The sequence below is a fragment of the Microbacterium halimionae genome, assembly GCF_011761265.1.
Classification (GTDB): Bacteria; Actinomycetota; Actinomycetes; order Actinomycetales; family Microbacteriaceae; genus Microbacterium; species Microbacterium halimionae.
This window is the reverse complement of record NZ_JAAOZB010000001.1, coordinates 874,533-899,220: the sequence shown is the minus strand read 5'-3', so window position 1 is coordinate 899,220 and position 24,688 is coordinate 874,533. Positions and strand designations below refer to the sequence as shown.

19 protein-coding genes are annotated in these 24,688 nt (G+C 63.5%); 9 read left to right on the top strand and 10 right to left on the bottom strand.

The window, feature by feature from the left end; genetic code table 11:
- Nucleotides 1-10: 10 nt before the first annotated feature.
- The 4 genes from FHS06_RS04215 to FHS06_RS04200 form a co-directional block, all read right to left on the bottom strand.
- Nucleotides 11-1,126, bottom strand: coding sequence for a Gfo/Idh/MocA family protein (locus tag FHS06_RS04215; protein WP_243845252.1), 1,116 nt, complete (start codon nucleotides 1,124-1,126; stop codon nucleotides 11-13).
- Nucleotides 1,127-1,266: 140 nt separating this feature from the next.
- Nucleotides 1,267-1,980, bottom strand: a complete 714-nt coding sequence (locus tag FHS06_RS04210) for a cupin domain-containing protein (RefSeq protein WP_167045843.1) — start codon at nucleotides 1,978-1,980, stop codon at nucleotides 1,267-1,269.
- Nucleotides 1,977-2,894, bottom strand: a complete 918-nt coding sequence (locus tag FHS06_RS04205; protein WP_167045840.1) for a DUF6807 domain-containing protein — start codon at nucleotides 2,892-2,894, stop codon at nucleotides 1,977-1,979. The genes FHS06_RS04210 and FHS06_RS04205 overlap by 4 nt, the downstream gene beginning before the upstream one ends.
- On the bottom strand, nucleotides 2,891-4,003 hold the full coding sequence (locus tag FHS06_RS04200) for a Gfo/Idh/MocA family protein (RefSeq protein ID WP_167045838.1): 1,113 nt from the start codon (nucleotides 4,001-4,003) through the stop codon (nucleotides 2,891-2,893). Before FHS06_RS04200 ends, FHS06_RS04205 begins: the two co-directional genes overlap by 4 nt.
- A gap of 87 nt (nucleotides 4,004-4,090) precedes the next feature.
- Between FHS06_RS04200 and FHS06_RS04195 the strand changes: the two genes are divergently transcribed.
- A complete protein-coding gene (locus tag FHS06_RS04195; protein WP_208387879.1) occupies nucleotides 4,091-5,092 on the top strand; it encodes a LacI family DNA-binding transcriptional regulator in 1,002 nt (333 codons plus the stop codon).
- A gap of 24 nt (nucleotides 5,093-5,116) precedes the next feature.
- Here the strand turns inward: FHS06_RS04195 and FHS06_RS04190 are convergent, their stop codons facing one another.
- On the bottom strand, nucleotides 5,117-6,892 hold the full coding sequence (locus tag FHS06_RS04190; RefSeq protein ID WP_167045836.1) for an ABC transporter ATP-binding protein: 1,776 nt from the start codon (nucleotides 6,890-6,892) through the stop codon (nucleotides 5,117-5,119).
- A gap of 89 nt (nucleotides 6,893-6,981) precedes the next feature.
- Here FHS06_RS04190 and arfB point away from each other — a divergent pair, with 89 nt between their 5' ends.
- On the top strand, nucleotides 6,982-7,419 hold the full coding sequence (gene arfB / locus FHS06_RS04185; protein WP_167045834.1) for an alternative ribosome rescue aminoacyl-tRNA hydrolase ArfB: 438 nt from the start codon (nucleotides 6,982-6,984) through the stop codon (nucleotides 7,417-7,419).
- Between the two features lie 12 nt (nucleotides 7,420-7,431).
- Here arfB and FHS06_RS04180 read toward each other — a convergent pair whose 3' ends face one another.
- From FHS06_RS04180 to FHS06_RS04170, 3 genes are read right to left on the bottom strand one after another with little or no spacing between them, the layout of a single operon-like run.
- On the bottom strand, nucleotides 7,432-7,650 hold the full coding sequence (locus FHS06_RS04180; RefSeq protein ID WP_167045832.1) for a hypothetical protein: 219 nt from the start codon (nucleotides 7,648-7,650) through the stop codon (nucleotides 7,432-7,434).
- 40 nt (nucleotides 7,651-7,690) lie between these two features.
- Complete coding sequence (locus FHS06_RS04175; RefSeq protein ID WP_243845251.1) at nucleotides 7,691-8,746, bottom strand: M24 family metallopeptidase; 1,056 nt, start codon at nucleotides 8,744-8,746, stop codon at nucleotides 7,691-7,693.
- Nucleotides 8,746-9,753 (bottom strand): LacI family DNA-binding transcriptional regulator, encoded by a 1,008-nt coding sequence (locus tag FHS06_RS04170; RefSeq protein WP_167045830.1) that lies wholly within the window; start codon nucleotides 9,751-9,753, stop codon nucleotides 8,746-8,748. Before FHS06_RS04170 ends, FHS06_RS04175 begins: the two co-directional genes overlap by 1 nt.
- A gap of 105 nt (nucleotides 9,754-9,858) precedes the next feature.
- Between FHS06_RS04170 and FHS06_RS04165 the strand changes: the two genes are divergently transcribed.
- The 6 genes from FHS06_RS04165 to FHS06_RS04140 all read left to right on the top strand — a co-directional run bounded on the left by FHS06_RS04165 (nucleotide 9,859) and on the right by FHS06_RS04140 (nucleotide 16,759).
- Nucleotides 9,859-10,857: a LacI family DNA-binding transcriptional regulator gene (locus FHS06_RS04165; RefSeq protein ID WP_167045828.1), complete on the top strand. Its 999-nt coding sequence runs from the start codon at nucleotides 9,859-9,861 to the stop codon at nucleotides 10,855-10,857.
- A 224-nt stretch (nucleotides 10,858-11,081) separates the two neighbouring features.
- Nucleotides 11,082-12,419, top strand: a complete 1,338-nt coding sequence (locus tag FHS06_RS04160; RefSeq protein ID WP_167045825.1) for a Gfo/Idh/MocA family protein — start codon at nucleotides 11,082-11,084, stop codon at nucleotides 12,417-12,419.
- Entirely contained in the window at nucleotides 12,416-13,330 is a 915-nt protein-coding gene (locus FHS06_RS04155; RefSeq protein WP_167045822.1) for an NAD-dependent epimerase/dehydratase family protein, read from the top strand. Before FHS06_RS04160 ends, FHS06_RS04155 begins: the two co-directional genes overlap by 4 nt.
- On the top strand, nucleotides 13,327-14,226 hold the full coding sequence (locus FHS06_RS04150) for a 5-dehydro-4-deoxyglucarate dehydratase (RefSeq protein ID WP_167045819.1): 900 nt from the start codon (nucleotides 13,327-13,329) through the stop codon (nucleotides 14,224-14,226). Before FHS06_RS04155 ends, FHS06_RS04150 begins: the two co-directional genes overlap by 4 nt.
- The gene (locus FHS06_RS04145; RefSeq protein WP_310734885.1) at nucleotides 14,223-15,320 is read left to right on the top strand and encodes a mandelate racemase/muconate lactonizing enzyme family protein; all 1,098 of its coding nucleotides are present in this window, start codon (nucleotides 14,223-14,225) and stop codon (nucleotides 15,318-15,320) included. Before FHS06_RS04150 ends, FHS06_RS04145 begins: the two co-directional genes overlap by 4 nt.
- Entirely contained in the window at nucleotides 15,317-16,759 is a 1,443-nt protein-coding gene (locus tag FHS06_RS04140) for an aldehyde dehydrogenase (NADP(+)) (protein ID WP_167045816.1), read from the top strand. Before FHS06_RS04145 ends, FHS06_RS04140 begins: the two co-directional genes overlap by 4 nt.
- Here FHS06_RS04140 and FHS06_RS04135 read toward each other — a convergent pair.
- On the bottom strand, nucleotides 16,756-17,322 hold the full coding sequence (locus FHS06_RS04135; protein WP_167045813.1) for a hypothetical protein: 567 nt from the start codon (nucleotides 17,320-17,322) through the stop codon (nucleotides 16,756-16,758). The two genes, FHS06_RS04140 and FHS06_RS04135, sit on opposite strands and share 4 nt — an antisense overlap.
- Before the next feature lie 53 nt (nucleotides 17,323-17,375).
- Nucleotides 17,376-18,062 (bottom strand): META domain-containing protein, encoded by a 687-nt coding sequence (locus tag FHS06_RS04130; RefSeq protein WP_167045811.1) that lies wholly within the window; start codon nucleotides 18,060-18,062, stop codon nucleotides 17,376-17,378.
- 293 nt (nucleotides 18,063-18,355) lie between these two features.
- Between FHS06_RS04130 and FHS06_RS04125 the strand changes: the two genes are divergently transcribed.
- Nucleotides 18,356-24,652 (top strand): rhamnogalacturonan lyase family protein, encoded by a 6,297-nt coding sequence (locus FHS06_RS04125; protein ID WP_310734884.1) that lies wholly within the window; start codon nucleotides 18,356-18,358, stop codon nucleotides 24,650-24,652.
- The last annotated feature ends 36 nt before the right edge of the window (nucleotides 24,653-24,688 follow it).

Genomic DNA, 24,688 nt, shown 5'->3' with positions numbered 1-24,688 from the left:
TGACCGCAAGTCATAGGCCGCTTGCGCGCATATCTGTCACGGGACTCTCGAAATTTCGCCGGTGCGTTGCGTGTGCCGCGAGGCTTGCGGGCGTCACGATGGCTCCGCCGCCGGCTGCCGACGCATAAAGTGCCGCGACGATCTCAAGCGAACGCGCCGGGGCCTCTGCCGTCGGGGGGAGCGGCTCGCCAGACAGGAACGACGTGAAAACGTCTCGCAACAGCGGCAGATGGTCGCTTCGCTCTTCGGTGTCAGGAAACCGCCAACTGGCAGCTTCTTCTGCGTCGACCCCCGGCGCGGGGGTGATCGACCAATTCTCGTGGCCATGCCCGTAGAGATGTTCCACCGTGATGGTCGCCTTCTGAGTATCGATCCGGAGTGCGCTCACTTCGCGCGGCGAGACAGCACTCGTGACGATGGTGGCCACAACGCCGTCGGCGAAAACGACTGTTCCCGTTGAGGCATCCTCGGTCTCGATATCGCGATCGACCCGCCATAGCCGCCCGTGCACGCTCTCCCAGTCACCGAGCAGGTGGGCGAGCAGGTCGATCTGATGGATACCGTGACCCAGGGTCGTGCCGCCACCCTCGGTATTCCATTTTCCTCGCCACGGCACGGCGTAATACTCAGGGCCTCGAAACCAGAGTGTCTGGCAGATTGCCAACAGCGGTCGCCCGAGCGCTCCGGAGCGCAGCAGGGAGCGCACATGAGCGGCCGCTGTTCCAGTTCTCTGCTGAAAGACGACCGCTAGCCGATGGCCTGACTCACGTTCCGCTATACGCATCTGCTCCAGTTCATCGAGCGACGGTGCCGGTGGCTTCTCCACAACAACATCGGCGCCTGCGTCCAGCGCTGCAATCACTTGCGACGTGTGAGCTGCGGGCGGGGTGCAGACGAGAACGACATCGGGATGCTCTGCTGCCAGTAATTCCTCGAGCGAGTCATAGACCTCATTCACACGCCACGTGCGGGCGAACTCTTCAGCTTTTTCCCGACTGTGGTCACTCACAGCGACGAGCTTGGCGCGTGGATCGGCCTCCACCGCACGGGCATGCAATGCAGCTACGGCTCCGGTGCCCACGAGGGCGCAACGCAGCACCCTATTCAGGCCCTGAACCCTGCTCATGTCGCGGGCCTGGCGGCCATTGCGCAATCTGTGACGAACATACAACCTCCACATCGAGGAACACCGAATCCCAGCCTATGGCCACAGATTGGAAAGCGCTATCCGGGGCGCGTTCGCATGGCATCTATACTCTGGCAGGGCTAGAACCCCTGCCAGGTTGCGAGTCGGCCGCACATGCCGAAGGCGCGCGGACCAGGGTTGGGCTCGGCGCGAACGACCGCAGCATCTGCCATGATGCCTCGGTCACCGCGAGAAAGAGCAACGAACTGGCGCCGCGTGCGTTCAGTCTCGGCCGCCACCGTGGATTCCCAGAGTTGCTGCCACTCGCGGACGCGGTGTCGAACCAAGCGCGCGGCGCGGTCGTGAAATGCGGCGAGCGCGCGATCATTCCGCTCCATCTCGTCGCGAAGCTCCAAGTAGCCCGCGACCGCCAGGTCACGTCGAACTCGCGCGGCGGCCGCGCGTTCTTCTTCGCGACCGGCGGGGAGTCTGGCCGCTGCCGCATAGGCTTCGGGATCATCGAGGACCGCCGCCGGAAACGTCAGCACCGCGTCGCCAGCTTCGGGTAGCCCTGAATTTTGCATCACGACAGTTAGCGCGAGGTTACTTTCGTTCATGAGCCGGTGCACGGTGCCGGGCGAGAACCACAGCACCTCACCGGGGGTGAGCGAATAATCGGCTGCGCCGTCGCGAGAAAGGGTCTGTACGCGACCGCTCCCCGCAGAAACCAAATACCCCTCGCTCGAAGCCGTGTGCACGTGCGGAGACCCGCCACAGGTGCCATCACTTGCAAGCCAGTCGTAGACGGCAAGATCGCTCAGTGCGACGCCACCTGGAAAGAGCGGCGTCGTCATGGCAACCGCGCAACGACCGAGCGAACGGCGCTCGCCAGCTTCGAGGCATCCGCTTCTTCACCGTCGGCCACGCCGACGCCGTAGCGAAACCGCACAGTCTGTTGAGGCGCGACCGAGAGCTCCTCATGAAAAAACGGCGCCGGATTCAGGCAGGCGAACTCCTCAGAGCGGGCGAACCATGCCGGCGGGTGGTGCGGGTTCTCGACAGCGTCGAGCATCACCACGAGGGCACTTCCGTCGACCTCATCGTGCTCTCCAACGAACGCCATCCACTCGTGATGTTGACCACGAAGGTCATTTCCCGAACCCGACCCGTTTTCAGTCACGAGCGTTCCACCCGTGAACGAGCGTGGCCCTCGCCAAAACAGCCCACCGTAGCCCGCGTTCTCGCGCCCTCTGGTTGTGGGGGATCCAATCGAGATTGACGCATCAGAAATGTTCGTCATCGCCGTCTCGAAAGTGAGCACCCAGGTGTCTTCTGCCGTGACAGATGCCGTGAGCTCGCGTCGTTCGGTAAACAACCGAGACCCACTCTCGGTGACCCAGTCGAGAGTGTGTGCGAACCGAACGCCGCCATCCGGGCACACCTCGGCCGCGTCCACTGCGGCATGAACCTGAGCGCCGTCGTTCGAAAGCTGCACGTACGAGCGACCACGAACATAGGTGGGTCCGCCCCAAAAGTTCTCGTCATTGACTACCGGGAGAGACCACGCGATACCCTTGTGCCAGACATGATCGTGCGGTCTAAAGAGACTGACTATCCGGCCGGAGCGCGTACGAATCGGATGGAAGTACGGCTTCGGGGATTCGAGCTGAGGCGAATCGGGCATATACGTGTACCGAAACAGTTCAGTGTCGCCGTCGTGTACCTCGATGCCGCGGCCAATCCGGTGCGTGAGGCGCAGTGCGCTCATACGAGTACCTCCTTAACAGGCGTCCACGGCACCATACCGCCGTCCATTCGGCTCACGAACGGGTCGTCCCCGCTCAGCTGACCCGCCTCCACCGGAATTCCTCGGAACGCTGACGCGTATGTCGCGGCCGCGAATTCCAACGTGCGGCGAGCCTCGACCGTTCCCACGGCCGGAGTTTCGCCAGAAACTAGCGCGTCGATAATCGCTCCGATCTGACCGCGATGGCTGCTCAACTCGTCAGAAGGTTCGCGCCGCCAGAGCGCCGCGAGGTCTTCGCGCCCCGGCACCGCCGTGAATCTCCAGTCCGCGTCGCGGTAGCCGTAGAGGTGCTCGACTTCGACTGTCGCCCATTCGAAGTCGAACCGCAGACGCGAGGTCTCTCGCGCCGAAACGACAGAGTTGACCACAGTGGCCACCGCCCCATTCTCAAATTCAGCGAGGGCGAGAGAGACATCTTCGGTATCCGTCGGCCGAGCTTGTCGTGCGGCAATCGCGCTCACCCGCGCCCACGGTCCGAGAATTGCGAGCATGAGATCGAACTGATGGATGCCGTGCCCCATCGTCGGTCCACCGCCTTCAATCGCCCACCGGCCCCGCCACGGAACATCGAAATAGTCATCTGCTCGGTACCAGAGCGTTTCACACGTGGCCACGAGCGGCCTGCCGAGTGCCCCGGACTTTACGAGCTGGCGAAGCTCGAGCGCGGCGGCTCCAAAACGGTGTTGAAACACTGTCAAGATCGGCACGCCTGTCTCGGCTTCTACCGCGACGAGCCGGTCCATCTCCGCGAGACTCAGCGCCGTCGGCTTCTCGACGAGCGCCACGACACCGGTACGAGCCACCTGCTCCGCGAGGGCTGCGTGCGTCTGTGGCGGCGTACAGATGTGAACGATGTCCAGCTTTTCTCTCGCGAGCATGTCGCCTGCGTCGTCATAGATGGCAGCGCCCCCGCACGTCGCTGCGAATTCGCGTGCGCGCGTGGCGTCGACGTCAGTGACTGCCACGAGTTCCACCCGCGGCGCGAGCGATGCCAGCGCATCGGCATGCGCATGCGCAATACCTCCGGTGCCGATGATTGCCGCCCTCAGGGTGTGGCCGTTAACGGACATGGCGCTCCTTCGCGTCGAATAGTGAACGTTCACCTTTTGCACTGCTACGGTAGTGACTTCTCTTCGTTTTCGTCAAGGAGTGACGCGGTGGCAGCATCTGACGATCGTGCCCCCACGATGCTGGATGTCGCGCGCCACGCCGGGGTCTCGCATCAGACGGTGTCGAGGTATCTCGCGTTCTCTGGCGGGCTCAAGCCGCAAACAAGTGCCCGGATCGACGCCGCGATTCGCGCACTCGACTACCATCCCAATCTCGCCGCGCGCTCTATGCGCACGCGCCGCAGCGGACGACTCACGGTGGTGCTGCCACCGCTCGTTTTCAATCCAGCACGTCTTCTCGCCGGCGCGACCGCAGCGGCCCATGAAGCCGGATATACCGTGGACGTCTTGAGTCTTGATGACACCTCTCACGCGCGCGAGAGCCGAGTAGTCGAGGTCGCGAATTCCGGCCAAGTCGAAGGCATCCTCTCCTTCGCCCCGATCACTCGGCACAGCCGCGCCTACGAGCGCACGCCGCTCGTGGTGTCGCCAGATTTTGACGGCGAAATGCGTGGGACGGGCGACCTTGCCGAAGCAACGCCGATTGTCGAGTTCATGACCACGCTCGCATCTCAAGGACATCGCCAGTTTTTGCATATTGCCGGCGATCTAGATTTTGCTTCTGCACGCGCTCGACGAGAAACCTTTCTCCACACCGCCGAATCGCTCGCTCTTGCCCAGGCCGATGTCGCCGACGGCGACTGGTCGGGTCGTAGTGGACTCGATGCAATCCGCGCACTCAGCACGCGCGATCACCCCACAGCGGTGATCGCGAGCAACGACCACGCGGCGGCTGGCGCCATGCGTGGGGCGCTCGATAGAGGCTGGCGGATTCCGGAAGACATCAGCATCACCGGGTGGGACAACTCGTCGATGGGGCGCTACCTTGCCCGTTCACTCACGACAGTTCACGTCGATCTCGAAGGACTCGGCCGAGCATCGATGCAGCGTCTCGTTGCGAAGGTGGGGGGCAATGCAGCGGATCAGACTGCGGCGACAGACCTGCACCGCGTGATCTGGCGCGAATCGACGGCGCACGCGGCATCCTGATCGAAGGCTCGCCGGTGACGGCACTCATCGCGCACTCGACTGTGTGAAGTGAAGGTGAGCGTAGCGGCCCTGGGCCGCGAGCAGTTCGTCATGCGAGCCGCGCTCGACGATTCGGCCACGCTCCAGCACGACGATGACGTCGGCTCGACGCACGGTTGACAGTCGGTGCGCGACGACAAGAGTCGTTCGCCCGGCCATAAGTCGGTTGAGAGCGTCCTTGACGAGTCCCTCCGACTCCGGATCGAGAGCGCTCGTCGCCTCGTCGAGCAAAAGGATACGCGGGTCGCGCACCAGGGCTCGCGCAATCGCCAAGCGCTGACGCTGACCGCCCGACAGCCGAGCACCCCGCTCGCCAACCACGGTGTGCCAGCCGAGCGTCTGCTCGGTGACGAATTCCCACGCGTTCGCGTCGCGGAGCGCCTGCTCGATTTGCTCGTCACTCGCCTCCGGCATGCCGTACGCCACGTTGTCGCGAATCGTGCCTTCGAAGAGCACTGACTCTTGTGGCACGACCGAGACGAAGCGCCGCACTGTGCGCATGTCGAGGGTTTGCATGTCAGCACCGTCGAGCAGGAGCCGGCCCGCGGTCGGCCGCACAAACCCCAGCACAAGGTTGAGGAGAGTCGACTTGCCCGAGCCGGACGACCCCACGAGCGCAATCGTCTTACCCACCGGAATTTCGAGCTCGATCGCATGCAGGGCGTCTTCGTCGGCCTCTGGATATCGGTGACTTGCTGAGGCAAGCGTGATCGCGCCAATGACTTCATCGACCTGGCGTTTTCCCTCGTTGAGTTCGAGGTCAGGCTCTTGCAGCACTTCCGCCATCGAGCGCACCGATTCGAGTCCGCGCGCGCCCACCGGAATCAGCATGAGCAACTGCGTTAGTCCCTGTGTCAGCAGAGCAAAGTACGTCGACAGCAGAACGACCTCGCCGGGAGTAATGGGCAGGATGCCGGTGAGCGAAAACACTGCAGCGAGCACGAGGCATCCCACTCCCAGCAGTTGCATCGTCACCCACGAAATCGAGGCGACGTGCCCGTTCAGCATGTCGAGGTGAAGACCCGCACGCCGCACACCGTCAGCGCCTGACGCAACCCGCGTGACAGCCGTTCGCTCGAGCCCGTGCGCACGCGTGACAGGAATGAGCGATGCCATTTCACCGACGCGGGAAGCGAGCCCTTCCATCTCGCGACGGAATACCTCGTTGCGAACGTGTGAGCGGCGTCGGAGGCCGGCGCGGAGCCCAATCGCAATCGGCACAGCGAGCGCGTACACCGGCAGAAACTGCGGCACTGCAATGGCTGTCATCGTGATGGCGCCAATCAGCACCATGAGCGCCGACAAGAGCGGATGCGTGACCTGCTGCAGCATGAGTTCGACATTTTCGACGTCGCGCACCACCTTGGTCTGAACGATCGACGAGCTGACACGCGTGTGATACCCGATCGAAAGCGACTGCAGACGTTCAGCCAGGGCGTTCCGGAGGTCAGCCCCCGTGTCGCGCACGACAGTCATGAAGTTGCGGGTGTAGACGATGTGGTTTGGATAGTTCTGCAGAAGCAGGACGACGGCGACCGCGAACCATCCGAGCACGGCTGTCACGGTGCCGCTTCCCGCGACGATATCGATGATCGCTGCGGTGATGACCGGCAGGAACCACATGGGGATCTCTTTGAAAGCGAAGGCGACCAGCGCAATCGCCATTCGCCACGGGCGACGCGCAAGTAGGCGGATGACCGATCGACTCGGACGCGTACCGTCGATCAGATCGGTCGCACTGGAAAGCGCTTTCTGAGACACGCAACAATGCTACCCAGCACAGCGGTTCTTGGCTCAACTTTTGAATTACGGCTTCACCGCGCCGCTCAGTAGCGGATGATGGAGGCATAATGGCTGCTCCCCACCGCCCCGGCTTACGGATCACTGCGGCGGTGACGATTCCCGAAGCTGAGCTGTCATGGCGATTCTCACGATCATCCGGCCCAGGAGGCCAGGGCGTGAACACCACGGACTCTCGGGCAGAACTCGTGTGGGATGCTGCGAGCTCGGGTGCGCTTTCAACAGCCCAGCGCGAGCGAGTACTCGACCGGCTGAGCGGTCGCCTGGTTGGCGGCGTGCTGAGCGTCACGGCATCCGAGCACCGCGCACAGTTGCGCAACAGAGAAGCCGCTCGCGGCCGTCTCGTCGATCTCGTAGCCGACGCACTGAAACCGCCGGGGCCGAAGCGCCGCCCGACGACGCCGAGTCGAGGTGCGAAGCAGCGCCGCGTCAAAGCGAACCAGCGTCACACCGAAATCAAGCGCTTGCGACGACCGCCCACCGACTGAAGACCGGGCTAACTACTCTTTGTCGAGACGTGCTTCGAGGGCGGCGATCCGTCTCTCGAGATACTCGATGTAGTCGACAAAGTAGGTCGCTTTAGCGTCGAGCCGGTCGAGCCGCGGGGCCGTGATGCTCTGGTCGTAGTGCCACGGCGACTTCAGCGGGTTGGCCGCGTCGATCGCTTCTATCGAACCGCGAAACGGGTACGGGTTTGCTGGTTCGTTCGAGCTCGTCATGCGGCCAGCCTAATCAGCGCGCGTCAGCGGGCGAAGCGGTTCAACTGAAATCACGTGCGACCGGACGAAGGATGCCGCGCACTTCTACCGTTGGCCACCGCGGGTCGACAGTGAGCGGCTCGATGCCGTCGGCCGTGACGAGCACTGTGTCTTCGACTTTGACGCCGGGCGCACTCGGATTCCACGCGAACGCTTGGTTTTGTTGCACCGAGTCAGTCGTCACAAAAGTCGCTCTCGGGTCTCGTCCGGCGTAGCCCGTGGGGCCGCCCTGGTGATGCTGTCGCCACTCTTCGCCGTCGAACCCGGCCGCGCCGTACCCAGCGATCCCGGCCCGAAATGCATCGCTCAGGCGCACTCCCGGTCTCGTCTCGGCGAAGAATGTCGCTTCGACTTCCAAAATTCGTGAGCGTGCTTCATCGAGCGCCCCAGCCGCCGCGCCCGCCTGCACCCATCGGGTCGCGTTTGCAATCATGCCGTGCCGTCTGCCGCAGACGACCAGCATGGCGCAGTCGCCGAGCAGAGCAGCTGTCGGAAGCGGATGCCGGTAGTCCAACCGCGCAGCACCCGCCACAAGTACGACGAGCGGGTCGATTCCCCGTGCCCGAAGCTCCGAGCTGGCGGCAGCGGCGAGCGCGTTCTCGCGGTCGCCAGGTGACGCAGCCGAAAGTACATCAGTCATGACGCAGGCGGTCTCAGCGCAGAGCGCGCGGTAGCGTGCAAGCTCTGCCGTCAGGAGCGATGCCCTCGCCCTCCGAAGCTCGCCGGCAACGGCGCTCTCGGGCAACGCTCCGACTAGTGGCGGCGCCACTGCTTGGTCCCAAGACACGCGCACGAGACTCTCCGCGTCGGGGGCAAGTAGCTCTTCTTCCGCGAGCCGTTCCGCCTCGTTTGCCGCCACAAAGATCTCATCACCATCGCGCGCTGCACGCACCGCGATCACGGGCGGGCCTGCCAACGACACGTGAGTGCGCGCGCCTTCGAGGTACCACGACACCGCCTCGTGGGAGGTGAGCAGCACTGCGTCAGCATCTGCATTGATGAGCAGCTGCGTCATCCGCTGCTGCTTTGTTGCTCTGTCTGCAGCAGAACCGCTCATCACTGCACTCCCACAGTTGAGGCGCGGACGATGATCGTCGGACTGAACGACACCGCCACACGTTCTTGGCTACCCGCCGCGTGGGCGAGCAGTATTTCTCCGGCGCGGCGTCCCATGTCACGCGCCGGCTGCCGAATCGAGGTGAGAGGCACCGCCGCGACCCGGGCAAATTCGATGTCGTCATAGCCGATGACCGCGAGGTCTTCTGGAACTCGCACGCCGCGCGAGACAAGCGCACTCACGACACCGCACGCGAGCAGGTCATTGGTCGCGATAACCCCGTCGGGGCGATCTAGCGCCGGGCTGTGTGCATACCGAGCGCCCCAGCTGTCGCCAAGGTCTGGGGTTGTGCGCTTTGTCCAGATGACGTCGAGTTCAACTCCGGAATGGGCAGCGACAGCTTCGCGCACTCCCCTGAGGCGCTCGCGCACCTGGCGCACTTCTTCGCGTGCCCCCAAAAACGCGAGCCGCCGGCGTCCGAGCGAAATCAGATGTTCCGCCGCCATGCGACCACCGGCCACATCGTCGAATGAGACCGAAGACAGCGCGCCTTCCTCATCGACGCTGTCAACGAGAACGACAGGGATGCCGCGTGCCCGCAGCCGCTCGATCGCCACAGCGTTGTCGGCGAACGGTGCGATCAGCGCGCCTTCGACATGCACTCGCTCGAAGAGCTCGATGTAGTCTCGTTCTTTTTGCGCGTCATCGTCACTGTTGCCAACGAGAACACGCTTCCCAGCTGCCGCAGCAGCCTCTTCGGCTCCCGCCATCAGCTCGGCGAAGAAAGGGTTGGCGATATTGATGACCGTCATCCCGAGCAGACCGCTTCGCCGTGCGCGCAGTTGCTGCGCCGCCTGCAGCGGCACGTAGCCGAGTTCAGTAGCAGCCTGAGTCACGCGCTCGACGAGCGGCGCGCTAACGGTGCCGGGTTTATTCAGCGCGTTTGAAACCGTGCTGATAGAGACGCCCGCGCGCTGCGCCACGTCTTTGATGCCAACTCTGTTCATATCGTCTCCACACAGCCCTGTGGGCAAGCGATTTGCCGACAGTCTGGCATGGTCCGGGCTGGTGCCGGTGATAATGAGGGGCGAGACGCGACGGAAAGGGCTGTAATGGCGAAGCACTCTGACAGCGGCTCGACCATCGCTGACGTGGCAAAACGCGCGGGAGTTTCGCTCTCAACTGTCTCGCGTGTGATGAACGGCAACGTCAAAGTTGATCCCGCCATGACCGCGCGGGTACGAGCCGCTGCGGTCGAGCTCAAGTACACGGCGAGCCCGCTCGCCCGGAGTCTCGTGCTCGGCAAGACCCAGACAGTCGCGGTTGTCGTTCCCGATCTTGCCAACCCCACGTTCCACGCGATTTTGCGCGGGCTCAGCCGGGCTGCCGCAGACGACGGCTACCATGTGCTCGTCGCCGATTCGGCCGAAGACATCGATACCGAACGGACGCTCGCGACGACAACTCGGCGCCGCACCGATGGCCTCGTTCTGTGCGCGCCGCGCCTGCCAGACAGCGAACTCGATGCCCTCCTGCCGTCGCTTGGCCCGGTGGTACTGATCAACCGGCAGTCTGCCGGCATCCCGAGCGTCTCAGCTGACTACGGATCGGCGTTCACCCTGCTGCTCGACCACCTTTACGAGCGTGGCCATCGCCGGTTGCTGTTTCTTGCGGGCGGCACGCGGAGCGCCTCCGAGCGCGCACGACGGGATGCCGCAGCCCGCTTTGTTGCAACGCACTCCAGCGTCGAACTGACCACTCGCGACACGGGCGTAGACATGGAATCCGGCGCCCGAGCAGCCGCGGACGTGCGCGATTCAGGCGCGACAGCTGTGCTGGCCTTTAATGACCTCGTGGCGACCGGGCTCGTTACCGCACTCGCGGCCCAAGGCGTGCGGGTGCCAGAAGACATCGCTGTGACGGGGTTCGACGACATCCCATTTGCGCGGTACCTCTCCCCGCCTCTCACCACGGCGTCTGTCCCCGCGTTCGAGCTCGGCGCTGTAGCCTGGGCTCTGCTGCACGCCCTCTTGACCGCGCAACCTGTGCCCGGAGCCCAGACGCTGTACCCCCAGATCGTCCCCCGCGCCAGCACCGCCGCCACTCCGTAGCCGCCGCAGCATCCCATCGCCGCAGCATCCGCCCCTCGTTTCGTTCCTCGCGAAGGGTCGCAACACGCCGCAATGGTCGGCGAATGCGGCGGTGGCTACGGCGTGTTGCGACCCCTCACGGGGGGATGAGGCGGCGAAAATCCGAGGTAACGAGTGCTTGGGAAAACGCTTGCCGGTTGGGTGAGAGCGGGCTACGCTGAGAAAACGTTTCCTGAGGAGTAGACATGAGCCACCGTCGGTACGCCGTCGTCGGAGCGGGGCACCGTTCGCAGATGTACGTCGAAGCCATCGCGACCACCTACGCCGACCGCGCCACGCTCGCGGCGATCTGCGAACCCAACCCCGTGCGCGCCGCGTATTACGCGGACCAACTTCGGGAGCTCGGTCTCAAAGCACCATCGCTATGGCAGCCGGAAGCCCTCGAGAAGATGATCCGCGACGAGAACGTTGATCGCGTCATTGTGTGCGCGCGCGACGACATGCACGCCGAAATCATTGTGCGAAGCCTCAACGCTGGCGCCGACGTCGTCGTCGAAAAGCCCCTAACGATCAATGCCGAGAGCGCGGCTCAGATCGAAGAAGCGGTAGCGCGAACAGGCCGCGAAGTCGTGCTCACGTTCAACTACCGCTATTCGCCACGCAACAGCGCGATGCGCCAAGTGCTGCAAGACGGCGCGATCGGCGAGATCACCTCGGTTGACTTCTCGTGGATGCTCGACACCAAGCACGGCGCTGACTACTTCCGCCGGTGGCACCGCGAGAAAGAGCACTCCGGCGGGCTGCTCGTCCACAAAGCAAGCCACCACTTCGACCTCGTCAATTGGTGGATCCGTCAGGTTCCGCAGCGCGTGTACGCATCCGGCGGGCTCAAGTTCTACGGCGCCGACAATGCCGCGGCGCGGGGCCTCGGCATCCGGCCTGATCGCGGCACGCACGACGGCGAGAGGGATGCCTTCGAACTTGACCTGCGCGACGACGACCGCATGCGCTCGCTCTACCTCGAGGCCGAATCGCACGACGGCTATGTGCGGGACCGCGACGTTTTCGGTGCCGGAATCACGATCGAAGATAACCTCGCCCTGGTCGTCGACTACGACGGCGGGGCGACGATGAGTTACTCCCTCAACGCCCACTCTCCGTGGGAGGGCTACCGCGTTGCCGTCAACGGAACGCTCGGCCGGGTCGAACTCGAAGTCGTTGAGCGCGGAGCCGTGTTCGAAGATGAGGGGTTGCACCCGGTTCTCGATCCGAGCGCTGTCGACGCGGGCGACTCGACATCACTTCGCCCGATGGGTGAGCGCCTACTCGTGCAGCTGCACTGGCAAGACGCCGTTGAGGTTCCCATCCATGGTGCCGCGGGAGGCCACGGCGGCGGTGACGCACTTCTGATGGCGGATGTTTTCGTGGGTCCCTCAGAAGACCCGCTCGCTCGCCCTGCTGACTGGCGCGACGGTGTGCGGTCAATTGCGGTCGGAATCGCCGGAAACAGGTCGCTCGAAACGGGTATGCCGGTGCTGATTTCAGACCTCGGCATCCCGCTGCTTTCGGGGAATGAGCCGTGAGTCGAATCGTCGTCACGGGCGGAGCCGGCCGTCTCGGGCGAAGCCTCGTTGCGGGACTCCGGGACGCCGGCCATGACCTCATCTCGCTAGACCGCGGGGTTTCGTCTGCCCCAGAGCTCGATGGCGTTGAGCAGCTCGCGCTCGATCTGACAGATGCGGATGCCACCACCACCGCCCTGACGAATGCACAGGCAGATGCCCTCATTCACTTGGCTGCCGTCGCGGTGCCCTTTAGCGCACCAGAAGACATCATCATGCGCACCAATTCTCAGCTCGCCGTATCGGTACTCGGCGGCGGGGTCGCCGCTGGCATTCCCAAGATCGTTGCGGCGTCGAGTCCGACAGTGCTCGGTTACGGCGCCCCGGCGGGCTGGATTCCGGAGCGTCTACCGCTCGACGAATCGAGCCCCACTCGCCCCTGGAACGCTTACGCGCTCTCGAAGCTTGTGATTGAGCAGACCCTTCACATGCTTATTCGCCAGACTGGCAATGCCACGCGATTCGCTGCATTCCGTCCCTGTTATGTAATCGCTCCAGAGGAGTGGGCGGGTGCCGTAACCCAGCAGGGCCACACGGTGCACGAGCGGCTCGACGATCCGGCACTGTCGGCACCGGCGCTGTTCAACTACGTCGACGCACGAGATGTCGCGTGCTTCACAGACACTCTGCTTCAAGGTCTCGATGACATTCCGAACGGCGAAGTGTTCTTCGTCGCCGCCGACGATGCTCTCGCCCGAGAACCACTCGCCGAGCTCATCCCGCGGTTCTTTCCCGAAACCGAAGCCCTCGCCCGCGAGCTCACGGGAACTTCTCCCGCATTCTCGAACGCTAAAGCCCGGAGCCTGCTGGGCTGGCGCCCAAAGTACTCCTGGCGCGGCGAACTCTCGACTCGAACGGACGCAGCACAGTGAACTTCGACGGCATCCTCTTTTTTCCGGTCACGCCATTCGACGGAGATGGTCAGATCAATCACGATGTGCTCACGGCGCACATCAGTTCCGCGCTTGATCACAAACCTGGAGCGGTCTTTCCGGCGTGCGGAACTGGCGAATATCACGCCCTTTCAGCTGCCGAAGCAGCCTCGGTTGTGCGCACCGCAACTGCTGCCGTCGCGGGTCGAGTGCCAGTGGTCGCTGGCACGGGCGGCCCGCTCGGTCACGCCATCGAGGTCGCGCATAGCGCTGCAGATGCGGGTGCCGACGCCCTGCTCGTCTTGCCGCCGTATCTCGTATCCGGGCCGCAGCCGGGACTCGTGGCGTATGTCGAGGCCATAGCGGATGCCTCGCCCCTTCCCGTGATCATCTATCACCGTGGCACCGCGCAATATTCCGTCGAATCAGTACGGCACCTTGCCGAAAACCCAAAGGTCGTCGGCTTTAAAGACGGCGTGGGCGATGTCGGTACGGCGCAGCTCATCGTGCGGGCAGTCGCTGAAACCGGGCGCACCGACTTCGCGTTCTTCAACGGTCTGCTAACAGCAGAGCTCACTCAAGGGGCGTATCGCGGTATTGGAATACCTCTTTATTCTTCTGCCGCATTCGCGATGATTCCTGAAGTCGCAAACGCGCACTATCGCGCCTACGTTGCCGGCGACGATGCGCGACGACTCGAAATCATCGACGCGTTCTACCGCCCACTCGTCGCACTCCGCGATGAGACGCCGGGGTTTGGCGTCTCGCTGATCAAGGCCGGTCTTCGCCAGGGTGGGCTCGATGTCGGCAGTGTGCGTGCGCCGCTCGTCGATCCATCAGCGTCTCAAGAAGCGCGCCTGACCGAAATTCTCGACACCGGACGCGCCCTACTGTGACCACGATTACCCACCTCACGTCCCGTCTCCAGCGGATGAAGCTATCCCGTCCATGGGCTGCTGACGTCACGTCTGTCGGCATCATTGCGACCCACGTCGAATGCAGCGACGGGAGCGAAGGGTGGGGATTCTCGTGGACGCCGCAGATCGGCGCCGAGGCCGTAGCTCAGATGCTCACCCACGACATCGCGCCCGCAGCGGTCGGGCGCGATGCGAGCCCTGGCGCCGCGTGGCAGGGCATGTGGGAGCACCTCCACGAAGCTGGCGGCGGCGGCATCACGACGATCGCGCTCGCCGGTCTCGACCTCGCGCTGTGGGATGCTGCAGCTCGCCGCCAAGGTTCCCCGCTCTCTGAACTGCTCGGCCAGAAGCGAAAGCGCGTGCGCACTTACGGGAGCGGCGTGAATCTGCACTACACCGAAGACGAATTGCTCTCTCAAGTGCAGCGTTGGATCGACGCCGGTTTCGACGCCGTCAAGATCAAGGTGGGTCGGCCGAATCTCGACGAAGACGTCGCACGAGTCCGCGCAGTGCGGGAGTTGCTCGGCCCCGATCGCGCGCTCATGATCGACGCCAACCAGCGATGGGACGTGCCTCGTGCTGTGAAGTCGGTGAGAGCTCTCGAGAAATTCGATCCTGCATGGATCGAAGAACCCCTTCGCGCCGAAAACCTTGCGGGCCACGCGCTGCTCGCTCAGCAGATCTCAACGCCGATTGCGGTCGGTGAGAACCTGCATACAAGACAGCGATTCGAAGAGTACGTGCGCGCGGGCGCCGCTCAAATCGTGCAGCCCAACATCGTGCGGGTCGGCGGCATCACACCGTTTCTGGCGATCGCCGATATCGCCCGAGACTCGGGCGTGCCGGTGCATCCTCACCTGTTGCCTGAGCTCTCCGGACAACTCGCGATGACCCTCGCTGCAGTCGGCGAACAAGAGCCGATGACAGAAGACGTCGAAGACGCCGGCTTCGCGGCTCTCGGCGCCCTCGCCGATGAATGCCCGGTGGATATCACCGATGGTTGGCTCACGGAACGACCCCATGCCGGAATCGGCATACGATTCTCACCCCAGCTCGAAAAGGAGATGGCATGACCACCACGACGGCAGAACTCAACGCACTCACGGCCCTCGCGCGGCAGGCGGCTCCCGTCTGGCGCCATTCACGCGCCGCCGATCGTGCCGCGTGGCTTCGTGCCGCAGCCGATGCCCTCGGTGCAGCCAGCGACGAGCTCGTTGCCATCGCCAACGAAGAAACACGGCTCGGTGAGCCTCGCCTGCGCGGTGAGGTAGCACGCACCACCGGTCAGCTGCGGTTGTTCGCGACTGTCGTGGAGGAGGGCTCGTACCTCGAGCTCACGGTGGACGACGCTGACCCGGCGGCCACCCCTCCCCGGCCAGAATTGCGCCGCACTCTCACGGGGGTTGGCCCCGTCGCCGTGTTTGCGGCATCCAATTTTCCGTTTGCGTTCTCGGTCGCAGGCGGTGACACCGCGTCCGCTCTCGCCGCGGGCTGCCCCGTGATCGTGAAGGCTCACTCCGGGCATCCGCGGCTCTCCGAGCGAACCGCAGAGATCATGATTCAGGCGCTCGAGGGAGCCGGGGCACCGCAGGGTTCGCTCGCCCTCGTCGAGGGTCGCGAAGCTGGCAACGCTCTCGTGCAGCATCCGACGATCAAGGCCGCCGGTTTTACCGGTTCGCTCAGCGGCGGTCGCGCTTTGTTCGACCTCGCGACTGGTCGCCCAGACCCCATCCCGTTCTATGGCGAACTCGGCAGCGTCAACCCTGTCGTCGTCACGGCAAGCGCCATCAAAGCTCGCCGCGACGAACTCGCCCAGGGGCTCGTTGCTTCGTTCACACTCGGCGTCGGACAGTTCTGCACGAAGCCTGGCGTCGTATTCGTTCCGCGGGATGCTGGTTTCGAAGACGCCGTGGTGAGTCATGTTGCGGGTGCTGCGAGCGGCCCACTCCTGACCGACCGCATCACCGAGGCGTTCCCGCGCGGTATTGCGCATCTTGAGTCCGAGCCGAGCGTGGAAGTTCTCTTTAGTGGCACGAGCGACGACGAGGCATCCGCGAGTCCAGTGGTGCTTGCAACAGATGCCGCGGCAGTCGCGGCCCACGCGGACGTGCTTTTGGAAGAGTGCTTCGGCCCCGTGACTTTGCTGGTGCGATACGACAACGACGCAGAACTCCTGCTCACCCTCGAGGCTGTGCCGGGGAGCCTCACAGCAACGCTCCACAGCGAACCAAGCGATGACGTCGTTGCGATTCTCGAAGCTCTTGAGCTGCGGGCAGGCCGCGTGCTCTTTGCAGGCTGGCCCACCGGTGTTGCCGTCACCTGGTCACAACAACACGGCGGCCCGTGGCCCGCAACAACGTCGCTCCACACGTCGGTCGGGGCTACCGCCATCCGTCGCTTCTTGCGCCCGATCGCGTTCCAGGACGCCCCCGAGCATCTTCTACCCGAGTCTCTTCGAGACAGCACGCTCGCTTCGCTCCCCCATCGCCGAAACGGCGTATTACGCGCCTAGGAGGAGTCTCCAACGCGATGAGACGGCGGATGCGAAAGCTTTAATGCCTCGATGAGCTCTTCGCACTGACCCTTCGCTCTGCGACGCACAATGGTGTCCACAGTGATCGGAATCAGCCCGAGGCGCACACGTTGGCGTTCGTGCGTCCAGCTGAGCCACACTTCGCCCAATCGAGAATCCACTTGGACTTCAGTCTCGACCTCTAGCGAGAACCGTTTCACCGGCGTGCGAGACGAATACTCCCAGAAAGAAACGCCGCTTTCAGCTATTGCGATTCCCACGGCGCCCCGCCCGCCTTCAAAAGGGAAGGGCGCGCCACTCAATGTGCGAGTGGGCGGACCAAAGCCGCCGCGGGCCGGCACAGCAACGAAGGTAACTGGCGCACCTGATCTATCTAGCGCTTGAGCCATCTTGCGACGCCAATGTCGCGCTCGCAGGAGGACCAAAAGCACGAGGCTGAGCCCCAACGCAAGTCCCGTAACCATTGCCCATTGTGACGATGGCTCGGCGCGGAGGTTCTCCCCATCGCTGACGAACCAGGAAGCGGAAGCTGCGAATCTCATCACCGCGACGACCCCTGCACAACATTGACGATAGCGAGTGTTGCGTCAGCGCCTCACTCCGCGCGGTCGAATCCGCCGATTACCGAACCGTCGGAATTCTTCACGTACAGAAAACCATCGGCGATGACAGCTGATTCTCCGTAGCTGAACCACGTATCGAGTCCGTCGCACGCGAGAAACGTCACGTCGGTTTTGTCGATCGAAATCTCGCCATCGGCGCCCTGCATCCAGATACCCTCAAGATCGTTGCATCCGTCGCTCCCGGCTAACGTGCCATCGGCTGAAAAAGTGATGTGCGCTTGCCCCTGGCCAGCAGTACCCCACGCACCTATCGGAGCAACCGGTGGGAGCGGCGGAGGTGGCGACGCCGCTTCTCTCGCAGATCGCTCGTTCCGCTCATGCATCGGCGCGAACCCCTCGCCCACAACGCTGCCGGTGACGACGAATGACGCGAGGAGGACGACGACGCCGGCGCCCGCCGCCCAGGCCGTTCGCTGGCGCATAAGGACAAGCACAACCGCGCCGACAATGGCGACGGTGAACGCCGCTCCGATCCCCCACGGAACGGCTCCATAGGCCCAATCGATGAGGTCCATGTCGCATGCACCTTCGCATCCCGCGACGCCCATTGCCCTCAAGAGCATGGCCCAGTAGCCGAGCACCGCGATCGTCGGCAGCGCAATCCAGAGTGCGATCTCGCCGAGCACGCTGAACGATGAGCGAGGTGCCTCGCGAGACATCAGCTACCCCCTCATGCATGCCGACGTTGGTCTCACAAGGTAGCAACTTCCTGTCACCCGTAACGGACACTGGGCGGCCCAACCCGCTTTATGAGAAACGTTTCATAAAGGGTTGCGCACCACGTGTACGGCATGTCAGGATCGCTGCGAACAGATTCGGAATGCGCTTTCCAAGATAATGGCATTCTGGTCGAGAGGCTCGCACACGTGCGTGCTCGTTCGGTGTTCGGAGTGCCGCAAAGTCGCTGCATCCCGCTGCACACCCCTTTGCCGATGTCGCCCAAGGAGGAACTGTGCCCTACGCGTTGTCCGATCCTGCATCCCCCGCGGATCACCATCTTTCGCGCCGTCGAGCCGCCATTGCCACGCTCGCCGCTGTCGCGCTAGTCGCGAGCGCCGCGCTCACAGCCCCGGCGGCATCCGCGATCGAGCCCGCCGATGATGGCACGTATCGCTTCGACTTCGGCACCGCGACGAGCCCCGTTGCCGACGGTTTCGAGGCGGTTCGCACCAACTCGCTGTACACGGCCGAGGCGGGGTTCGGCATTGCGATTCCTGACGGTGCGACGCTGTTCGACCGCGACCGCACTGGCAACCGCACTCCCGCAGACGCTGTCGCCGAAGACTTCGTTGCCGGCACCAACTGGGAGTTCCTCGTTGACGTACCCGAGGGCGATTACGACGTCACCGTGACGATCGGCGACGCGCTCACCGGCACATCGGGCACGAACGCGACCGTCTCGCTCGAAGGGGTCGCCCAAGAGCGCATTACGACGGGGCGGGCCGAGTCAACAACTGCCACCTTCCGCGCTCTTGTCGAAGATGGTCAGCTCACCGTCGGACTCACCGGCTCAGGTCTCGGAGCCTACGTCAACGGCATCGAGGTCGCACCGGTGACACCCGCCGCTCCGAGCGATGTCACGATCACTCGCGTCGCTTACAACGGCGTCACGCTCGCCTGGGCTGCAGAAGCGGATGCCGCCAGCTACACAGTGCTGCGGGCTGACATCGCCGAAGATTCCACCGCCGGCGCCTTCGCCCCCATCGCAGAAAACATCGGCGACGCTGCCTACTCCGACGAGACCGTCACAACGGGCGCTAACTACGCCTATGCCGTCGTCGCAGTCAGCGGCTTCGGCCGCTCGTCTTCACAAAGCGACTCGGTGACAAGCGGCACGATTCCTGAGCTCGCCGCGCCCGGAGCGCCGACAGATCTCGCGGTGACGCAGGTAACACAGGATGCCATCAGCCTCACCTGGTCAGCGACAGCAAATGCCGAAACCTACAGCGTTGAACGAGCCGTCACCGGAACTGACGGCTTCGAAGCTGTCGCGACTCTCGACGTGCCGGGCTACACAGACGCCGGTATCGACACCACAGTTGGCTGGACCTATCGCGTCTCGGCCAGCAACCCCGCGGGCACATCCGAGCCCGCCGTGGTGGATGCAACATCGTACGCACCACCTGCCGAGCTTCCCGACGGCGATGTCGTCACCTTTGACTTTGGCCCGGGCGCTGTCGCGACAGATGCCATCGCGATCACGAGTACCACCGCATTCGACGATGCATGGGGTTACGGCTTCACCACGCCTCCGGCCGATGCATCCGATATCGACCGCGGCACCGACGACGCCACCCGCAGCGACTTCGTTGCCGTTTCCGGATCGACGTTTGCTGTCGCTCTCGGCGCCGGCGACTACTCGGTGCAGCTCATTGCGGGTGACGCTGAGCAGGCCACGACCACGACCATCACGGCAGAGTCGATCCCGAAGGTGCTGGAGAATCCGCAAAGCGCGGGCGCCTACCTCGAAATGGCTTTTCAGATCGCACTAGTTGACGGCGTCCTGACGCTCGAATTCGGAGGCGACACTGCAGCGCTCAATGCGCTCACGATTACACGCCTGCCCGAGCGGGTAGCCGGCGCCATTACGACCGCGTTCATCACGGGCGACTCGACTGTTCAGACATACGACCCCACCGCCTACGCACCCCAGGCCGGCTGGGGCCAGATGATCGATCGCTTCTTTGAAGATGACATCGCGTTCAACAATCAGGCAATTGGCGGCCGTTCCTCGAAGAACTTCTTGACGCAGGGGCGTCTCGACGATGTACTTCGCGCCATTCGTCCCGACGACTATCTGTTCATTCAGTTCGGTCACAACGACGCAACTCAGGGCGTCGATGACCGCTATGCGAGCCCCGAAGATTACAAAGAGTATCTGCGCGTGTATGTCGAGGGAGCGCGCCAGCGCGGCGCAACCCCCATCTTGGTCACGCCGGTCTCGCGACGCAGCTTCGATGAAGCGACAGGGCAGTTCAACGTGAGCTTTCCCGAATACGTCGCGAAGATGACAGAGCTCGCTGGCGAAGAAGGCGTGCTGCTCGTCGACCTCTCGGCGTCGTCGCGCGAGTACCTCAACGAGATTGGCCCCGAGGCGTCGAAGGCCGTGTTCCTTCATGTCGATCCGGGCATCTTCCCGAACCGACCGGGAGGCACAACCGATGACACCCACTTTCAGGAGTACGGGGCCATCCAGATGGCACGCCTGATTGCTCAGGATGTCGCGGCCCTCGATGACCCACTCGCATCCGCTGTGATCGATATTGATCCGCCAGCCGAAGTGCCCCCGTCACCGCAGAACGTCGTGGCTGGAGCCATCAGCAACGGCGGCGCAACACTCCAGTGGGATGCCGCAGCGACAGCCGACGTCTACAAGATCTACCGCCAAGCCGTTGCCGACCCAGAACCCACCTGGGCTCTCGTCGGAACGACAACACAGACGAGCTCAATCGTGCAGGGACTCGCCGAGGGCACCGGGTACCGATACCGCGTCGTGGCAGTCAATGGTCGGGGCGAGTCGGAGCCGAGCGCAACTGTCACCTTCACCACAAAGCAGGCGCTGTATAAGTTCGACTTCCAGTTGGCGGGCAACCCGACCATGCCGGGATATACCGAGGTGACGGATGCCACGGTCTACACCGAAGAGCGCGGCTACGGCCTCGACCGCTCTGGCTGGGGAGGCCGCGACCGCGGCAGCGCCGATGGCGCGGCGAATGATCTGGTGCGTGACTTCCTTCTGCCCGGAGACAGCGGAACCTTCAACCTCGACGTACCAAACGGCACGTACTCGGTGATGACGTACTCCGGCGACTGGATCGGATCAACGCGCACGAGCTTCCGTGTCGAGGGCACCGAGGCAGGCTCTGGAAATGCCGGTCGCGGCAGTGTGAATAGCACCCTGCGCGGCCCGTTCCTGGTCACCGACGGACAACTCACGGTCGAAGCGTACGGAGCTGCGGCTGGCACGCGGCTCAATGGTCTCGAGATCACACCGATCCTCCTCGGCCCCACCGGGCTTGCGATCTCAGACGTTGACGCCAACCCTGAATCTCCCGCTGTGAGCCTCGAATGGGATGAGCAACCCGATCTCAGCTGGAACGTGTATCGACAGTCTCCATTTGAGGATTCGGCCGCATTGATCGCTGCCGTCGACGAGCCAACGTTCACCGATTCCACTGCGCGCATTGGTCTCGACTACACCTACTACGTCACCGCGGTGGATCAGACCGACCTCGAGTCGGTGCCATCCCCCTCGGTTGAGGCGTCGCTCATCGACACCGACGCTGACACACCCGGTGTTGCCACGTCGCTATCGGTGGAACGCATCGAAAAGCGCGAGCTCGAAATCGCGTGGGCGCAGCCGGTCGACGCCGCGTACTATCTCGTGTTCCGGTCAGAGACCGAGGGCGAGCGCGGCACGTTTGCAGGGTTTGCCGACACTGGGCGTTTCGTTGACACCGATGTTCTCACGACGATTCCGTACTACTACTCGGTCGTCGCGGTCGGTGCCGGTGGCACCGGAGACACCAGCGAGCAGCTGGCCACGGATGCGGTGACGGTCTTGCAACGTCAAGCCGAGTACCTCGATCGTGCACCATCGGCTGTCAGCACCGACGAGGGAAATCTCGTCGCGTGGCGACTCCTTGGCACTGATCCCTCCGAGATCGCCTTTCACGTCTACCGCGACGGCGAGCGCCTCACCGACGAGCCCATCGCTGATTCGACCAATTACCTCGACGCAGACGGCACGACAGAGTCCCGCTATCTCATCACAAAGGTGATCGGTGACGTTGAAACCACCGAGGGTGAAGACATCGCAGTGCAGGATGCCTCGTATCTCTCGGTGCCGCTCAACAAGCCTGCTGACGGCTACACGAAAGATGGCCAGCCCTACACCTACAGCGCGAACGACACGAGTGTGGGAGACGTAGACGGTGATGGGCAGTACGAACTCTTCGTGAAGTGGTACCCGTCGAACGCGAAAGACAATTCGCAAGCGGGCTACACCGGCAACGTCTACCTCGATGCCTATCGGCTCGATGGCACGCAGCTGTGGCGCATCGACCTCGGCGTGAATATTCGCGCCGGAGCGCACTACACGCACTTCATGGTTTACGACCTCAACGGTGACGGCCGCGCTGAGGTGTCCGTAAAAACCGGTGATGGCACGATCGATGGCCTCGGCCAGCCGATCGGAAACGCGAGTGCCGACTACCGCAACAGCTCGGGCTACGTGCTGAGCGGCCCCGAATATCTCACGGTGTTCGACGGCGCAACAGGTGCTGCAATCGATACTGTCGACTACATCCCGGCCCGTGGCGACGTGGGCTCATGGGGTGACACGTACGGCAACCGGGTCGATCGATTCCTGGCCTCGGTGGCATACCTCGATGGCGAACACCCGAGCGTGATCTTCAGCCGCGGTTACTACACGCGTGCTGTTGTCGCTGCGTACGATTTCGACGGCGAAAGCCTCAGCACGCGCTGGGTGATCGACTCCAACGATGCTGGCAGCGAAGGGCTCTACGGGCAGGGCGATCACAGCATGTCGGTGGCCGATGTCGACGGCGACAGTAAAGACGAGATCGTCTACGGTTCTGCCACGATCGACGACGACGGCTCACTGCTGTATTCGACGGGCCTTGGCCACGGCGACGCTCAGCACGTCTCGGACCTTGACCCGGGCCGGCCGGGGCTCGAAATCTTCTCTGCACACGAAGACATGGGGGCCGCGGGCAACCGTGGCGCGACGATGCGAGATGCGGCCACCGGTGAGATCCTGTGGGATATCGCCGCAACGGTCGACACTGGTCGGGCGGCTGCGGGCGACATCGATCCGCGCTACGCAGGTGCCGAAGGGTGGGCCATCGGCGGCGACGCTTCTTGGAACTCTCGAAACGGCGAGTTGCGTTCCGCCCAGGGTGAGTTGATTTCGGAGAACATTCCGGCGGCGAACTTCCTGGCGTGGTTCGACGGAGACGCTCTGCGTGAAATCGTCGACCACGACTTCAACCAGGAGGAGTACTTCGGAGTGCCTACGGTATCGAAGTGGAATTGGGAGACCGAGACACAGGAGACAATCCTGATCGATGAGGGTGCCCGCTCAAACAACGGCACGAAGGGAACACCCAACCTACAGGCTGACCTCTTCGGAGATTGGCGTGAAGAAATCGCCTGGCGAAGCGCTGATTCGAGCGAGCTACGTATCTACTCGACGACCGATGTCACCGACATCCGCATCCCGACTCTCATGCATGACATGCAGTATCGCGTCGCAGTGGCATGGCAAAACACGGGATACAACCAGCCACCGCACCCGAGCTTCTTCATCGGCGACGGCATGGATCCCGCCCCGATGCCGTCGATTGCAGTAACAGGTGCGCCCACAGGCGAGGGCGATACGACTCCTCCGGTCGTATCGGGGCTACCAGCCGACGGTGCGCTGTTTGCAACGACCGAGTCGCTTACCCTCGCCGTGACGGCCGACGATCCAGAATCAGGGGTTCGCAGTCTCGACGTCGCCTTCGATGGTGAACCGGTTGCCTCCGATGCGGTCATCGACCTCGACGGGCTTGCGGGCACGCACACCCTCACAGCACGCGCCGTCAACCACGATGGGGCTGTGACGTCGCAGGCGGCGCAGATTCTCGTCTACGCAGACAACGGTTCGTCACAAGCTCCGGCTCGCGGCGTGCTCTCGTCGAACAGCGGATGGGAGGACGGTCTACACGACGGTGCCTTCACAATTTCGATGAACCTGTGGTGGGGTGAAAACGGGTCGGTCTTCCGGCTCTACGAGAACGGCGCCCTGATCTCCACTCAGGTGTTGTCAGCGGATTCGCCAAACGCGCAGGTGACGACGGTGCAGGTCGCGGGGCGTGAAAACGGAACCTACGAGTACACCGGTGAACTGATCAATGCCGCCGGCGTGACGTCGACAACCTCGACCACTGTGCGAGTGAAAGATGCGGCGCCGGGGGCTCCCGTGCTCAGCCACGACAACTGGGATGGCGACGGCAACTACACGGTGACGAGCAACCTGTGGTGGGGCACGAACGCTACCGAGTACCGACTCTTGGAGAACGGGGTGCTCATCGATGAGCAGGAGCTCGTTGCGGCATCGCCCCAGGCACAGCGTGCGAAGTCAGCGGTCGTGGCGCGCGAAAGCGGAACGTACGAGTATGTAGTGGAGTTCGAAAACACCGCCGGTGTGACCAGCTCTCAACCACTCAACGTCGTCGTCCGCTGATTCGGCTGCGGCCCGATCGCAGCTCAAAAGGATTCA

Bases quoted from the DNA above. Each gene is read 5' to 3' on its own strand.
- FHS06_RS04140 (WP_167045816.1), top strand. From the start codon at position 15,317: ATGACCACCACGACGGCAGAACTCAACGCACTCACGGCCCTCGCGCGG.
- FHS06_RS04215 (WP_243845252.1), bottom strand. From the start codon at position 1,126: ATGAGCAGGGTTCAGGGCCTGAATAGGGTGCTGCGTTGCGCCCTCGTG.
- FHS06_RS04175 (WP_243845251.1), bottom strand. From the start codon at position 8,746: ATGAGCGGTTCTGCTGCAGACAGAGCAACAAAGCAGCAGCGGATGACG.
- FHS06_RS04205 (WP_167045840.1), bottom strand. From the start codon at position 2,894: ATGAGCGCACTGCGCCTCACGCACCGGATTGGCCGCGGCATCGAGGTA.
- FHS06_RS04170 (WP_167045830.1), bottom strand. From the start codon at position 9,753: ATGAACAGAGTTGGCATCAAAGACGTGGCGCAGCGCGCGGGCGTCTCT.
- FHS06_RS04130 (WP_167045811.1), bottom strand. From the start codon at position 18,062: ATGTCTCGCGAGGCACCTCGCTCATCGTTCAGCGTGCTCGGCGAGATC.
- FHS06_RS04135 (WP_167045813.1), bottom strand. From the start codon at position 17,322: ATGAGATTCGCAGCTTCCGCTTCCTGGTTCGTCAGCGATGGGGAGAAC.
- FHS06_RS04160 (WP_167045825.1), top strand. From the start codon at position 11,082: ATGAGCCACCGTCGGTACGCCGTCGTCGGAGCGGGGCACCGTTCGCAG.
- FHS06_RS04200 (WP_167045838.1), bottom strand. From the start codon at position 4,003: ATGTCCGTTAACGGCCACACCCTGAGGGCGGCAATCATCGGCACCGGA.
- FHS06_RS04180 (WP_167045832.1), bottom strand. From the start codon at position 7,650: ATGACGAGCTCGAACGAACCAGCAAACCCGTACCCGTTTCGCGGTTCG.
- FHS06_RS04210 (WP_167045843.1), bottom strand. From the start codon at position 1,980: ATGACGACGCCGCTCTTTCCAGGTGGCGTCGCACTGAGCGATCTTGCC.
- FHS06_RS04165 (WP_167045828.1), top strand. From the start codon at position 9,859: ATGGCGAAGCACTCTGACAGCGGCTCGACCATCGCTGACGTGGCAAAA.
- arfB (WP_167045834.1), top strand. From the start codon at position 6,982: ATGGCTGCTCCCCACCGCCCCGGCTTACGGATCACTGCGGCGGTGACG.